The sequence below is a fragment of the Massilia sp. PWRC2 genome, assembly GCF_049896725.1.
Classification (GTDB): domain Bacteria; phylum Pseudomonadota; class Gammaproteobacteria; order Burkholderiales; family Burkholderiaceae_D; genus JAFCUW01.
This window is the reverse complement of sequence record NZ_JAFCUW010000009.1, coordinates 210,574-223,290: the sequence shown is the minus strand read 5'-3', so window position 1 is coordinate 223,290 and position 12,717 is coordinate 210,574. Positions and strand designations below refer to the sequence as shown.

The 12,717-nt window shown below is 60.0% G+C and carries 16 protein-coding genes; 14 read left to right on the top strand and 2 right to left on the bottom strand.

Annotated elements, in window-relative coordinates:
* The first annotated feature begins 3 nt into the window (after positions 1–3).
* The 12 genes from rpmD to dsbD all read left to right on the top strand — a co-directional run bounded on the left by rpmD (position 4) and on the right by dsbD (position 9,138).
* Positions 4–195, top strand: a complete 192-nt coding sequence (rpmD, locus tag ACP7BZ_RS18105; protein ID WP_426115765.1) for a 50S ribosomal protein L30 — start codon at positions 4–6, stop codon at positions 193–195.
* Between the two features lie 28 nt (positions 196–223).
* Entirely contained in the window at positions 224–655 is a 432-nt protein-coding gene (rplO, locus tag ACP7BZ_RS18100) for a 50S ribosomal protein L15 (RefSeq protein ID WP_426115702.1), read from the top strand.
* A 28-nt stretch (positions 656–683) separates the two neighbouring features.
* Complete coding sequence (gene secY, locus ACP7BZ_RS18095; RefSeq protein WP_426115700.1) at positions 684–2,018, top strand: preprotein translocase subunit SecY; 1,335 nt, start codon at positions 684–686, stop codon at positions 2,016–2,018.
* Positions 2,019–2,039: 21 nt separating this feature from the next.
* Positions 2,040–2,258, top strand: a complete 219-nt coding sequence (infA, locus tag ACP7BZ_RS18090; RefSeq protein ID WP_005663428.1) for a translation initiation factor IF-1 — start codon at positions 2,040–2,042, stop codon at positions 2,256–2,258.
* A 42-nt stretch (positions 2,259–2,300) separates the two neighbouring features.
* Entirely contained in the window at positions 2,301–2,414 is a 114-nt protein-coding gene (gene rpmJ / locus ACP7BZ_RS18085; RefSeq protein WP_010394471.1) for a 50S ribosomal protein L36, read from the top strand.
* A 28-nt stretch (positions 2,415–2,442) separates the two neighbouring features.
* Positions 2,443–2,808 (top strand): 30S ribosomal protein S13, encoded by a 366-nt coding sequence (gene rpsM / locus ACP7BZ_RS18080; protein WP_426115698.1) that lies wholly within the window; start codon positions 2,443–2,445, stop codon positions 2,806–2,808.
* A gap of 12 nt (positions 2,809–2,820) precedes the next feature.
* Positions 2,821–3,225 (top strand): 30S ribosomal protein S11, encoded by a 405-nt coding sequence (gene rpsK, locus ACP7BZ_RS18075; protein WP_008444339.1) that lies wholly within the window; start codon positions 2,821–2,823, stop codon positions 3,223–3,225.
* 235 nt (positions 3,226–3,460) lie between these two features.
* The gene (gene rpsD, locus ACP7BZ_RS18070; protein ID WP_426115696.1) at positions 3,461–4,084 is read left to right on the top strand and encodes a 30S ribosomal protein S4; all 624 of its coding nucleotides are present in this window, start codon (positions 3,461–3,463) and stop codon (positions 4,082–4,084) included.
* 113 nt (positions 4,085–4,197) lie between these two features.
* Positions 4,198–5,175, top strand: a complete 978-nt coding sequence (locus tag ACP7BZ_RS18065) for a DNA-directed RNA polymerase subunit alpha (RefSeq protein ID WP_426115694.1) — start codon at positions 4,198–4,200, stop codon at positions 5,173–5,175.
* 118 nt (positions 5,176–5,293) lie between these two features.
* Positions 5,294–5,689, top strand: a complete 396-nt coding sequence (rplQ, locus tag ACP7BZ_RS18060; protein ID WP_426115692.1) for a 50S ribosomal protein L17 — start codon at positions 5,294–5,296, stop codon at positions 5,687–5,689.
* A 221-nt stretch (positions 5,690–5,910) separates the two neighbouring features.
* The gene (locus tag ACP7BZ_RS18055; protein WP_426115690.1) at positions 5,911–7,245 is read left to right on the top strand and encodes an ATP-binding protein; all 1,335 of its coding nucleotides are present in this window, start codon (positions 5,911–5,913) and stop codon (positions 7,243–7,245) included.
* An 84-nt stretch (positions 7,246–7,329) separates the two neighbouring features.
* Positions 7,330–9,138: a protein-disulfide reductase DsbD gene (dsbD, locus tag ACP7BZ_RS18050; RefSeq protein WP_426115688.1), complete on the top strand. Its 1,809-nt coding sequence runs from the start codon at positions 7,330–7,332 to the stop codon at positions 9,136–9,138.
* Between the two features lie 4 nt (positions 9,139–9,142).
* Here dsbD and ACP7BZ_RS18045 read toward each other — a convergent pair whose 3' ends face one another.
* Both ACP7BZ_RS18045 and ACP7BZ_RS18040 read right to left on the bottom strand, forming a co-directional pair.
* Entirely contained in the window at positions 9,143–9,751 is a 609-nt protein-coding gene (locus ACP7BZ_RS18045) for a hypothetical protein (RefSeq protein ID WP_426115686.1), read from the bottom strand.
* Between the two features lie 157 nt (positions 9,752–9,908).
* The gene (locus ACP7BZ_RS18040) at positions 9,909–10,412 is read right to left on the bottom strand and encodes a Spy/CpxP family protein refolding chaperone (RefSeq protein WP_426115684.1); all 504 of its coding nucleotides are present in this window, start codon (positions 10,410–10,412) and stop codon (positions 9,909–9,911) included.
* A gap of 201 nt (positions 10,413–10,613) precedes the next feature.
* Here ACP7BZ_RS18040 and ACP7BZ_RS18035 point away from each other — a divergent pair, with 201 nt between their 5' ends.
* Together ACP7BZ_RS18035 and ACP7BZ_RS18030 are read left to right on the top strand one after the other, a co-directional pair.
* Positions 10,614–11,342, top strand: a complete 729-nt coding sequence (locus tag ACP7BZ_RS18035) for a response regulator (protein WP_426115682.1) — start codon at positions 10,614–10,616, stop codon at positions 11,340–11,342.
* Positions 11,339–12,694, top strand: a complete 1,356-nt coding sequence (locus ACP7BZ_RS18030; RefSeq protein ID WP_426115680.1) for an ATP-binding protein — start codon at positions 11,339–11,341, stop codon at positions 12,692–12,694. The genes ACP7BZ_RS18035 and ACP7BZ_RS18030 overlap by 4 nt, the downstream gene beginning before the upstream one ends.
* Positions 12,695–12,717 lie beyond the last annotated feature (23 nt).

Sequence of the window (12,717 nt, the reverse complement as noted above, 5' to 3'; positions counted from 1 at the left end):
ATGATGACTAAAGAAGCTACTAAAACCGTCAAAGTTCAGTTGGTCATGGGCCTGATCGGCACGCGCGAATCGCATCGCGCGACCGTGCGCGGCCTGGGTCTGCGTCGCGTCAACTCGGTCTCCGAGCTGGAAGACACCCCATCGGTGCGCGGCATGATCAACAAAGTCTCGTACCTCGTGAAAGTTGTGTCGTAAGCGCTCGCGCTTACGAACGGAGAAAAACATGGAACTCAATACCATCCAACCAGCCGAAGGCGCCAAGCACTACAAGCGTCGCGTCGGCCGCGGTATCGGCTCCGGTCTGGGCAAAACGTCCGGCCGTGGTCACAAGGGTCAAAAATCGCGTTCGGGCGGCTTTCATAAAGTCGGTTTCGAAGGCGGTCAGATGCCTCTGCAACGCCGTCTGCCAAAACGCGGCTTCAAGTCCTTGAACGCCACGTTCAAAGCCGAAGTGCGTCTGTCGGACTTGAACAACCTGGCGGTCGGCGATGTCGACATCCTGGTGCTCAAGCAAGCAGGTATCCTGCCAGTGCTGGCGCGCGATGTGCGTGTCATCCTGTCCGGCGAAGTCACCAAAGCGGTGAACCTCAAAGGCATCAAAGCAACGAAGGGCGCCAAAGCGGCCATCGAAGCAGCTGGTGGCTCGGTAGCCTAATTGGCGAACGGCTTGATCGGAGCAAAAATTGGCGACTAATTCACAACTTGGTAAGAGTGCAGCAGCGGGATTCCCTTGGGGCCGGCTCTGGTTTTTGCTTGGCGCGTTGGTCGTGTACCGTATCGGTGCGCACATCCCGGTCCCCGGGATTGACCCGGTCCAGCTGGCAGCATTGTTCAAGCAGAACGAAGGCGGCGTCCTGGGCATGTTCAACATGTTCTCAGGCGGCGCCCTGTCCCGCTTCACGGTGTTCGCTCTCGGCATCATGCCTTACATCTCGGCTTCGATCATCATGCAGTTGGTGTCGATCGTGTCGCCGCAGATGGAAGCGCTGAAGAAAGAGGGCGAAGCAGGCCGTCGCAAGATCACCCAGTACACCCGGTATTTCACGGTGGCACTGGCGCTGTTCCAGGCGTTCGGCATTGCAGTGGCACTCGAATCGCAGCCAGGGTTGGTACTCGATCCCGGCATGGCGTTCCGTTTCGTCACCGTGGTGACTTTACTGACCGGTACCATGTTCCTGATGTGGCTCGGCGAGCAGATCACGGAGCGCGGTCTGGGTAACGGTATTTCGATCATCATTTTTGCCGGGATCGCGGCCGGTTTGCCGGCAGCACTGGGTGGCTTGTTCACCTTGATCTCGAACGGTTCGATCAGCAGCTTTGCCGCGATCTTCATCATTCTGCTAGTGGTACTGGTGACCTACTTTGTGGTATTTGTTGAGCGTGGACAACGTAAGATTTTGGTCAATTACGCCAAGCGTCAGGTCGGCAACAAGGTATATGGCGGTCAAACCAGCCACTTGCCGTTGAAGCTGAACATGGCCGGCGTGATCCCACCGATCTTTGCTTCGTCGATCATCTTGTTCCCGGCTACGATCGTTGACTGGTTCACCAAGGGCAAGGACACGAGTAACCCGTTCATCGGTTTCCTGAAAGATCTGGCGGCATCGATGGGGTCTGGTGAACCCATCCATGCGCTGCTGTATGCGGTGGCCATCGTGTTTTTCTGTTTCTTCTATACAGCGCTGGTGTTTAACAGCAAAGAAACAGCAGATAACTTGAAGAAGAGTGGCGCGTTCGTACCGGGGATTCGTCCTGGTGAGCAAACCGCCCGTTACATCGACAAGATTCTGATGCGATTGACCCTGGCTGGCGCGGTGTATATCACCCTGGTGTGTTTGTTGCCGGAGTTTATGCAAGCCAAATGGAAAGTGCCGTTTTATTTTGGCGGCACCTCCCTGTTGATTATTGTAGTTGTCACCATGGACTTCATGGCTCAGGTACAGAACTACGTCATGTCGCAGCAATATGAATCACTGCTGCGCAAGGCAAATTTCAAGGGCGGCATTCCGACGCGATAAGCGCCCAGGAAGACACAGCGAATGGCAAAAGACGACGTCATACAAATGCAAGGCGAGATTCTTGAGAATCTCCCCAACGCGACATTTCGAGTAAAGCTGGAAAACGGCCACGTGGTGCTCGGCCACATTTCGGGTAAAATGCGCATGAATTACATTCGCATTCTTCCTGGCGACAAAGTCACGGTGGAGTTGACGCCGTATGACCTGAGCCGGGCCCGGATTGTGTTCCGAACCAAGTAAAATTTAGAAATCGAACCATCCGAACGTAAAGAGAGTGCAATCATGAAAGTTCTCGCATCAGTCAAGCGGATCTGCCGCAACTGCAAGATCATCAAGCGCAAAGGCGTTGTCCGCGTAATCTGCGTGGAACCGCGTCACAAGCAGCGTCAAGGTTAATTTAGCGTTATTGATAGAGGAATAACGAATGGCACGTATTGCAGGGGTAAACATCCCAAATCATCAACACACTGTTATCGGCCTGACGGCGATCTACGGTGTTGGCCGTCCACGTTCGCAGAAAATCTGCGACGCTACGGGTGTTGCGACCAATAAAAAGGTCAAAGACCTGGACGATAACGAACTCGAGAAACTGCGCGACGAAGTCGCCAAGTTTGTCGTTGAAGGCGATTTGCGCCGTGAGCTGTCCATGAACATCAAGCGCTTGATGGACCTGGGCTGCTACCGTGGCATGCGTCACCGTAAAGGTCTGCCAGTGCGTGGTCAGCGTACCCGCACCAACGCTCGTACCCGCAAAGGTCCGCGCAAGGCCGCACAATCGCTCAAGAAATAATAGGAAACGACTATGGCCAAGCAACAAAGCAGCGCCGCAGCAGCACGCGTCCGCAAAAAGGTTAAGAAAAACGTCGCCGAGGGCATCGCCCACGTGCACGCTTCTTTCAACAACACCATCATCACGATCACCGACCGTCAGGGCAATGCCCTGTCGTGGGCGACTTCGGGTGGCGCCGGCTTCAAGGGTTCGCGTAAATCGACCCCGTTTGCAGCGCAGGTTGCAGCCGAAGCAGCTGGCAAGGTCGCTGTCGAGTGCGGTGTCAAGAATCTGGAAGTTCGTATCAAGGGCCCAGGCCCAGGCCGTGAATCGGCTGTGCGTGCTCTGAACAACCTGGGTATCAAGATCACCGAAATCCAGGACGTGACGCCAGTACCGCACAACGGTTGCCGTCCCCCAAAGCGTCGTCGTATCTAAGCTTCGGCTAACTACTTCGTCGTTGGCAGGTCACACTGCACAAAGATTGCCGGCGCAGGCCCCGTTAGGGTATACTGCCCGGCTGTCGTTGTCTGGAATGTTCACATTGCAGGCATGTTTCAGCCACCGTTCGACCGCTTTTCAACTTGCTAAGTTCAAGACAAGTTCAAGACGGCATTCGAACTAGCGCCTGTCGCATTGCGTCGGGGCGTCATTTACAACTAAAGGATTCATCGTGGCACGTTATATCGGACCTAAAGCAAAACTGTCCCGCCGTGAAGGCACGGACCTGTTCCTCAAGAGCGCACGCCGCTCCCTCGATTCGAAATGCAAACTGGACGTCAAGCCAGGCCAGCACGGTGTTAAATCCGGTGCCCGTACCTCGGACTACGGTAACCAGCTGCGCGAAAAGCAAAAAGTCAAGCGCATGTACGGCGTCCTCGAGCGTCAGTTCCGCCGCTACTTCGCTGAAGCTTCGCGTCGCAAGGGCAACACCGGCGAAACCCTGCTCCGTTTGCTGGAAGCGCGTCTCGACAACGTCTGCTACCGCATGGGCTTCGGTTCGACCCGCGCTGAAGCGCGTCAGCTGGTTAGCCACAAAGCGTTCACCGTGAACGGCAACGTCGTCAACATCGCGTCGTTCGCGGTCAAGACCGGCGACGTCATCGCTGTTCGTGAAAAAGCCAAAAAGCAAGTTCGTATCGTCGAAGCCCTGTCGCTGGCTGAACAGATCGGTATGCCAAGCTGGGTGTCGGTTGATGCCAAGAAGATGGAAGGCACGTTCCGTTCGTTCCCAGAGCGTAACGAAATCGCCAACGACGTCAACGAAGCACTGATCGTCGAACTGTACTCGCGTTAATTCGTTGTCCAGTTAGTCACGTTTCCCGCCCGCTCCAACAGGAGTGGGCGTTTTCACTAATGCCATCAGCCTTATCGGCGTAACGGGCCGAGGGTATTGAAAAGGACATTTACATGCAAAACAGTTTGTTGAAGCCACGTATTATTGATGTTGAAGCGCTCGGCGCCGGTCATGCCAAGGTCACCATGGAGCCGTTCGAGCGTGGCTACGGTCACACTCTCGGCAACGCGCTGCGCCGCGTGCTGCTGTCGTCGATGGTGGGCTACGCGCCGACCGAAGTGACGATCGCCGGTGTCGTGCACGAGTACTCGTCGCTCGACGGCGTGCAGGAAGACGTGGTCGACCTGCTGCTCAACCTCAAGGGCGTGGTGTTCAAGGTCCATAACCGTGATGCTGTCACGCTGACCCTGAAAAAGGAAGGCGAAGGCGCCATCCTGGCATCGGATATCGACCTGCCACACGATGTCGAGCTGATCAACCCGGATCACGTGATTGCCCACCTGACCGCTGGCGGCAAGCTGGACATGCAGATCAAGGTCGAAAAAGGCCGTGGCTATGTGCCAGGTAACGTCCGTCGTCTGTCGGAAGACACCAATAAAACCATCGGCCGCATCATTCTGGACGCATCGTTCTCGCCAGTACGCCGCGTATCGTACTTCGTGGAATCGGCACGCGTTGAACAACGTACCGACCTGGACAAGCTGATCATCAACATTGAAACCAACGGCGTCATCACGCCGGAAGAAGCGATCCGCCAGTCGGCCCGCGTTCTGGTGGACCAGTTGAATGTGTTTGCTGCCCTGGAAGGCACCGAAGCTGCTGCCGAAGCGCCATCGCGTGCACCGCTGGTCGATCCGATTCTGCTGCGTCCAGTCGACGACCTCGAGTTGACCGTGCGTTCGGCCAACTGCCTGAAGGCGGAAAACATTTATTACATTGGCGACCTGATCCAGCGTTCGGGAAACGAGCTGTTGAAGACGCCAAACCTGGGCCGCAAGTCGCTCAACGAGATCAAGGAAGTACTTGCATCGCGTGGCCTGACCCTGGGTATGAAGCTGGAAAACTGGCCGCCTGCTGGCCTGGAAAAGTAATTGCTGCACCCCGGCCTGGCGTGTTGTCAGGCTGGCCATAACCCCCCAATAACCGGTCCGCAATTGAGGCATTGCCTGAATTGATCGAAGAACTGGAATAAAACCGAAAGGAATTACCATGCGTCACCGTCACGGCCTTCGCAAGCTGAATCGTACTTCGTCCCACCGCCTCGCCATGCTGCGCAACATGACCGTTTCCCTGCTGCGTCATGAAGCCATCAAGACGACCCTGCCAAAAGCCAAGGAACTGCGCAAAGTCGTTGAGCCGATCCTGACCATGGGTAAGACCGACACCCTGGCCAACAAGCGTCTGGCGTTCTCCCGCTTGCGCGACCGCGAAATGGTCTTGAAACTGTTCGCTGAACTGGGCCCACGTTATGCCAACCGTAATGGTGGCTACCTGCGTATCCTGAAAATGGGTTTCCGCGTCGGCGACAATGCACCAATGTGCTACGTCGAACTGATGGACCGTCCTGACGTCTCCGACGTCGATGCTGCTCCGACCGCCGAGTAATCGTCGTTCCAGGTAGTAGTCTAAAAATGCCGCTCGCTTGAGCGGCATTTTTTTGTTCAGGCGGCCACCAGTGCCAAGGTTGTGTTGCATCAAGTACATTTTCAGCAGGGTATAATAGTCGCCGGCCTGCGCCGCCTGTGCCATTCGGGCACGCTTCGCTGCAGGCATCGATGGGGGAGAGCGGTGCATGAGCAGTTGCAAGAGAGCGCGGGGCCTGGTGCATGGTTGACCGCATTTTGCTCACTGCCATTGCCACCGAATTCGACGTCATCGCCGGCCGTCAGCGTGCGCGCCAGATTGCCGCCGCCTGTGGCTTTGCGGCCCTCGACCAGGCCCGTATCGGTACCGTGGTGTCCGAACTGGCGCGCAACATTTTTAATTATGCCGGCACCGGGACCATTGCGTTTGCCATTGGCGCCGATGACGCCCGCCCGCAACTATTGATCACGGTCGAGGATCAGGGGGCCGGCATCGCCGACATCGACCTGATCCTGTCCGGCCGCTACCGCTCGGCCACCGGCATGGGCTTGGGCATCCTGTCGGCGCGGCGCTTGATGGATCACTTCGATCTGCTCAGTGGCCCAGGCGGCACCCGTATTATCGTCGGTAAATATTTGCCGGCGCAGGCGCCGACCGTGACGGCGCACACACTCGCCCCCATCATCGCCAGCTTCAAGACCTTGCCAACCGACGCTGCCTTGTCCGAAGCGCGCCACCAAAACCGTGAACTGACCGACACCCTGGCTGCCCTGCAGCTGCGTCAGGATGAGTTGATGGAGGCCACCGCCCGGCTCGAAGAAACGAATAGCCGGATCGCTTCGCTCAACACCCTGCTGGACGACAAGGCGGCGGCGTTGCAGCAGGCCGATCGCAGCAAGGACGAGTTTCTCGCCATCCTCAGCCACGAATTGCGCGGGCCGCTGTCGGCGGCCGGCATGGCCGCCCAGTTGCTGCAATCGAAGACCGTCAGTGCCGAGCGTACCACCCAGATGGGCGCGCTGATCGCCCGCCAGGTGGTGCATATGAGTAAGCTGGTGGAAGATTTGCTCGACGTCTCGCGTGTCAGCCGCGGGCTGGTGCAGATCGACACAGTACCGGTCGAGCTGCACGCCGTGATTGCGGCTGCCAGCGAGCAGGTGCAGGCTGCGGCCAGCCTGAAACTGCATCGGATGGCGCAAGCGCTGTGCGCGACCCGGCTGCAGGTGCTGGGCGACCACACGCGGCTGGTGCAAGTGCTCAGCAACTTGCTAACCAACGCGATCCGCTACACCAACGACGGCGGCGCCATCGAGATTCGCCTGGAGGCGCAGGGCAGCATGGCGCTGTTGCAAGTGACCGATAATGGCAGCGGCATCGACGCGTCACTGATGCCGCGCCTGTTCGATTTGTATGTGCAAGCCGAGCGTTCATCGGATCGCATGGGCGGTGGCCTGGGGCTGGGCCTGGCGCTGGTCAAGAGCCTGGTCGAGGCGCACGCGGGGACGGTCAGCGCCGCCAGCGCCGGTGCCGGCTGCGGCAGTGTATTTACGCTACGTCTGCCGCTGTATCTGCAATAGGCGGCGCCGGCGCTGGCGGGACAAGTCAGAATGGGGCGCTCGGTGTAAGATGCTCGCTGCCGCCGTTCTTCATCCAGGAAAATCATGTTTCAAGTGTTGCCCCGTCTGTTCGCCGTGCTGCTGCTGCTGTGGGCAGCCATCAACGGCGCCCACGCTGCCGATGATTATCTGGCCCCCGAACAGGCCTTCAAATTTTCCGCCCGCATGCAGGATGGCAGCCACGTCGCTGTCACCTATCAAATTGCCGACGGTTACTATATGTACCGCGAGCGCTTCAAATTCACGGCCGAGGGCGCCACCCTGGGCATCCCAGTATTCCCTGCCGGCAAAGTAAAATTTGACGACACCTTCCAGAAGAATGTCGAGACTTACCGCGCCAGCGTCACCGTCGTGCTGCCGGTCAATGCTCCCGGCTTGTTTACTATCAACGCCCAGTCGCAAGGTTGCGCCGACGCCGGCCTGTGCTATGCCCCCCAGGACGCCAGCGCCCGCTTGATGGCCAACAGCACGGCAACCTCGCCAAACGCGGCGATGAGCCCGACGCCGGCGGCCAGCCTGGCACCGACGCCAACGCTGGCCGCAGCGGCGGCCAGCGCCGCCAGCGTCGCCAGCGCACCGGCGCCCGCCACTTCCGACCTCGGCAGCATTGCCCTGGTGCTCGGCGGCGGCCAGCTGCTGGCCATCGTCCCCGCATTTTTCCTGCTCGGCCTGGGCCTGGCGTTTACCCCGTGCGTGCTGCCGATGGTACCGATCCTCTCTTCGATCATTGTCGGCGAAGGCGCAAACATCAAGCGCGGCCGCGGCTTGCTGCTGTCGGTCGCCTATGCGCTCGGCATGGCGATTGTCTACACCGCGCTGGGCGTGGCGGCGGGCCTGGCTGGCGAGGGGCTGGCGGCAGCGCTGCAAAATCCATGGGTGCTCGGTGCCTTCAGCCTGTTAATCGTCATCATGTCGCTGTCGATGTTCGGCGTCTACGAATTGCAGATGCCGGGTGCGCTGCAAACCCGCCTGGCCGGTGTGTCGGGCAAGCAAAAGGCTGGCAAGCTGGGCGGCGTGTTCGCCATGGGCGCCATCTCCGCCCTGATCGTCGGCCCCTGCGTGGCGGCGCCCCTTGCTGGCGCGCTGGTGTATATCAGCCAGTCGCGCGATGTGCTGATCGGTGGCGCTGCACTGTTTTCGATGGCCATCGGCATGAGCATTCCCTTGCTGCTGGTAGGGGTGTCGGCCGGTTCGCTGTTGCCGAAGGCAGGTAAATGGATGGATGCGGTCAAGCGCTTCTTTGGCGTATTGATGCTGGCGATGGCGATCTGGCTGGTGGCGCCGGTATTGCCGCCGGCCGTGCAGATGCTGGCGTGGGCCGCCTTGCTGCTTGGCTATGGTTTCTATTTGCTGCGCAGCCATCAGCGCTGGCATGCCAACGCACTGGGCGCGGCGCTGGCCGTGCTGGGGATCTTGCAACTGATTGGCGTGGCCAGCGGCGGCCGCGACCCGCTGGCGCCGCTCTCGCACCTGGCCGCCAGCGGTCATGCCGAGCAGGGGCTGCGGTTTACCCGCATTAAGACGGTCGAGCAGCTCGATGCGGCCCTGGCGCAGGCGGGCGGAAAGAGCGCCATGCTCGATTTTTATGCCGACTGGTGTGTGTCCTGCAAGGAAATGGAAAAACTGACCTTCGTCGCGCCGGCCGTCAAAACCCTGCTGGCCGATACCGTGTTGCTGCAAGTGGATGTCAGCGCCAACGACGCCGCCGACAAGGCCATGCTCAAGCGCTTCAATTTGTTTGGACCGCCCGGCATCATCCTGTTTGACAAAAGCGGCAAAGAAATTGCCGATAGCCGCGTGATCGGCTACCAGGACCCGCAAAAATTCACGGCGTCGCTGGCGCGCCTGCGCTGAGCGCTCAGTAATCGATCGCGCCGCTCGACATATTGAAAAAATCAAAAGCGCCATGGGCGGCTTCGCCCGGTGCCGGCATGATGACCTCGTCGTTATCGGGTGGGCCGCCCAGCAGCGCATCGAGCTCGTCACGCAGGGCAATCGCCACTTCGCTGCCCTTGGCCTTGATCACCGCCTGCAGAAACGGCGTGCGCAATTCGCGCATGGCTGGCACGCTGGCGGCCTTCTCCACTTTCATTTGCAGCATCATGCCGCGCAAGCCCAGCGCTGCCTTGATGCTGCGGCTATAGAATTGTTGCAGCGCCAACTGCAGTTCGGCCGAATCGGCCATCATCGCCGTCATCGTCTCGACCTTGCTGGCGACCCTGGCGGCCGGCGCCGACACTGCCGCCGGCGCGGCGCTGGCAATGACGGCAATGTAGCCCTGCTCATGCAGTTCTTCCACGTGCTGGGCGGTCAGGCCCAGGCCGGCGACGTTGCTCAGCAACCATTCGAGCGGGCGGCGCCCATCGACCAGCAACAGCAGTGTTCGCACACGGGCGGGAAGTTGGTATTTACGGGTGGCGATTTCTTCGCGACCCTTGTCAGTCTTGTCATACACACTGCTAGTCATCATGCCTCCACGAACCGCCTGCGTCTATTGCCGTACGGATACAATATGATCCTACACTGACTTTTGGTCAATTGGCACGAATTAGGCGGCACGATGTTGCGAAAATGTGCAAAGAGGCGCCGCAGCGCCTCCCTGCTGCAACACCCCGCCAGACTAGTTAGCCGCGTGGTGCGGCATGTCCTTCAGGGCCGCCGTGCCCGCCTTGATGGCGACCATGATGGCCTTCGCCCATAAATTGCTGATCAAACACTTTCTTTTGGGTCGGATTGAGTACCGAATAAAAAGTGTTGAGTGCGCCGGCCGAGGCTTTCATGTGTGCCGTATGCTGTTCGCTCATGGCGATCATTTTGTCGAGGCGCTGCGGCGCATTCATGGTCTTCCAGGCGTCCCGCTCGCCCGGCTGCGGGGCCAGTTTCGGATCGGGACGGATGGCGCTCAGGTAGGCCGTCCAGGCGGCTTCCTGGCCGCCCGTCAGTTGCAGCGCATCATGCAAGCTGGCCTGGCGTTTGTTCCAGTGCTCGCTCATTTTCGCCGCGCGCTGCTGTTGCGACATGGCATTGGCGTGGCTGCCTTCTGGCGGCGCCGTCTGGGCGTGCACGGCGGCGCTACCCAGGCCGAGGACGGCGAGGGCGATGATGATCTGTTTGCGAATGGTATTCATGGGGGCGCTTCCTAGGTTAAGTTGACTGCAGCGGATGGGCACTTCAACTACGACTGCACGCTGTCCATCATGGGCGCCAGGTGTAACATCGGCGTTTCTGTATTGTCATAGTTTGTATCTAAGTGTTTCGTCCAAAGCCGTATATACATGGCGATACAAACTCACTGTGCAACAGGGGGATAAGTGGCGATAATTGGTCGCATGGATAATCCTTCTACAATTTTGATCGTCGACGATGACCGCGACATCCGTTCCCTGCTGGCCGATTATCTCGAGTCGAATGGCTACCGGGCGCTGGCAGCGGCCGATGGCACGGCCATGTGGAAAGTGCTCGACGAAGCCCGTCCTGATTTGCTGGTGCTCGACCTGAATCTGCCTGGCGACGATGGCCTGACCCTGTGCCGCAAGCTGCGTGCCCATTCGAGCCTGCCGGTGATCATGTTGACCGCGCGCAGCGAGCCGCTCGACCGTATTCTGGGCCTGGAAATGGGCGCCGACGATTATTTGCCCAAGCCCTTCGAGCCGCGCGAACTGCTCGCCAGGATCCGCAGCGTGCTGCGGCGCAGCCATGCCATGCCTTCGAATACCCCGGCCGACAACGCCCAGCAAATGAAATTTGCCGGCTGGACGCTCGACCTCACCGCGCGCCACCTGCTCAATCCCGATGGCCTGGTGATCATGCTGTCGGGCGCCGAATTTCGCCTGCTGCGGGTGTTCCTCGAACACCCGAATCGGGTACTGAACCGCGATCAATTGCTCAATCTGACCCAGGGGCGCGACGCCGATCCCTTCGATCGCTCGATCGACATCCAGATCAGCCGCCTGCGCCAGAAGCTGGGCGAAGATGCGCGCCTGCCGCAAATTATCAAAACGGTGCGCAATGGCGGCTACGTGCTGGCCGGTCAGGTCACGGTGGAGCCGTCGGCATGAGGGCGTTCTTCGGCTCGATGACGGGCCGGGTGTTTTTTACTTTGCTGCTAGGAATCGTGCTGAGCGCGGCGCTGACCCAGTGGGCCGCCGACGCCGAACGCCAGCGGGCCATCGAAGGGGTGCGCGACGGCCATGCCCTCGAACGCGCCGAGCAATTGATCATGGCCACCGAAGTGGTCCCCGCCTCGGCCCGTCTGGCCTACCTGGCCGTGGCCAATCGTCCCGGCGTGCGGCTGGAACAACGTCAGGGCGAACTGGTGCATGCAGACAAGCCCACCGAGTTTGCCGTGGCGCTGCGCGAACGCATGGGCAGCGCTTACCAGATCGTCTCGATTGCCGGCCGCCCGGCCGCCTGCGATGTGCCGCGCACCACACCGTCGATGTTCGGCACCCTGCAGAGTGGTCCGTGGCGCGGTGCCTGCGAACTGATCGACATCCGCCTGCGCGATGGCGAGCAGCTGCGCCTGTCGGTGCTGCCGCCGCGCATTTATCCGTATGCCGAAAAAACCAATTTGACGCCCATCATCAGCCTGTTCCTGGCCAGCATTGCCTTGCTCGCCTACCTGGTGGCCAAAATGACCACGCGCCCCCTCAAGCAGCTGGCGCAGGCCGCCAAGGACCTGGGCAATGACATCAACCGGGCACCGCTGTCGCTGAGCGGCGCCAGCGAGATTCGCCAGGCCAGCGCCGCCTTCAATGCGATGCAGGCGCGCATCCGCCAATACATTTTTCAGCGCACCCAGATGCTGGCGGCGATCACCCATGATCTGCAGACCCCGCTGACGCGCCTGCGCCTGCGGCTGGAAAAGGTCGGCGACAGCGAGCTGCAGGAGCGCCTGATCGGCGACTTGTCGGCCATGCAGGCGATGGTGCGCGAAGGACTCGATCTGGCGCGCAGCATGGATACCACCGAGGCCATGCATTCGCTCGACGTCGATTCGCTGCTCGACAGCGTGTGCGATGACGCCAGCGACAGCGGCCAGCAAGTGGTGCTGCGCGGCAGCGCCAATGTCGCCGTGCTGGGGCGGCCCATGTCGCTGCGGCGCTGCCTGGTCAACCTGATCGACAATGCCGTCAAGTACGGCCAGCGCGCCGATGTCGCCGTCGACCGCCAGCCGGGTGCCGTGCGCATCCGCATCTGCGACAATGGTCCTGGCATCGCCGCCGATGAACTGGCGCGCGTGTTCGAACCGTTTTATCGCATCGAAACCTCGCGCTCGCGCGAATCGGGTGGCACCGGGCTTGGCTTGACCATTGCCCGCAATATTGCCGAGCAACATGGCGGCACCATCTCCTTGCTCAACCGTCAACAGGGGGGCCTTGAAGTGACCTTGTTATTACCGGCGTCTTGAATCGCGCGCGCCTCGACCGGGCT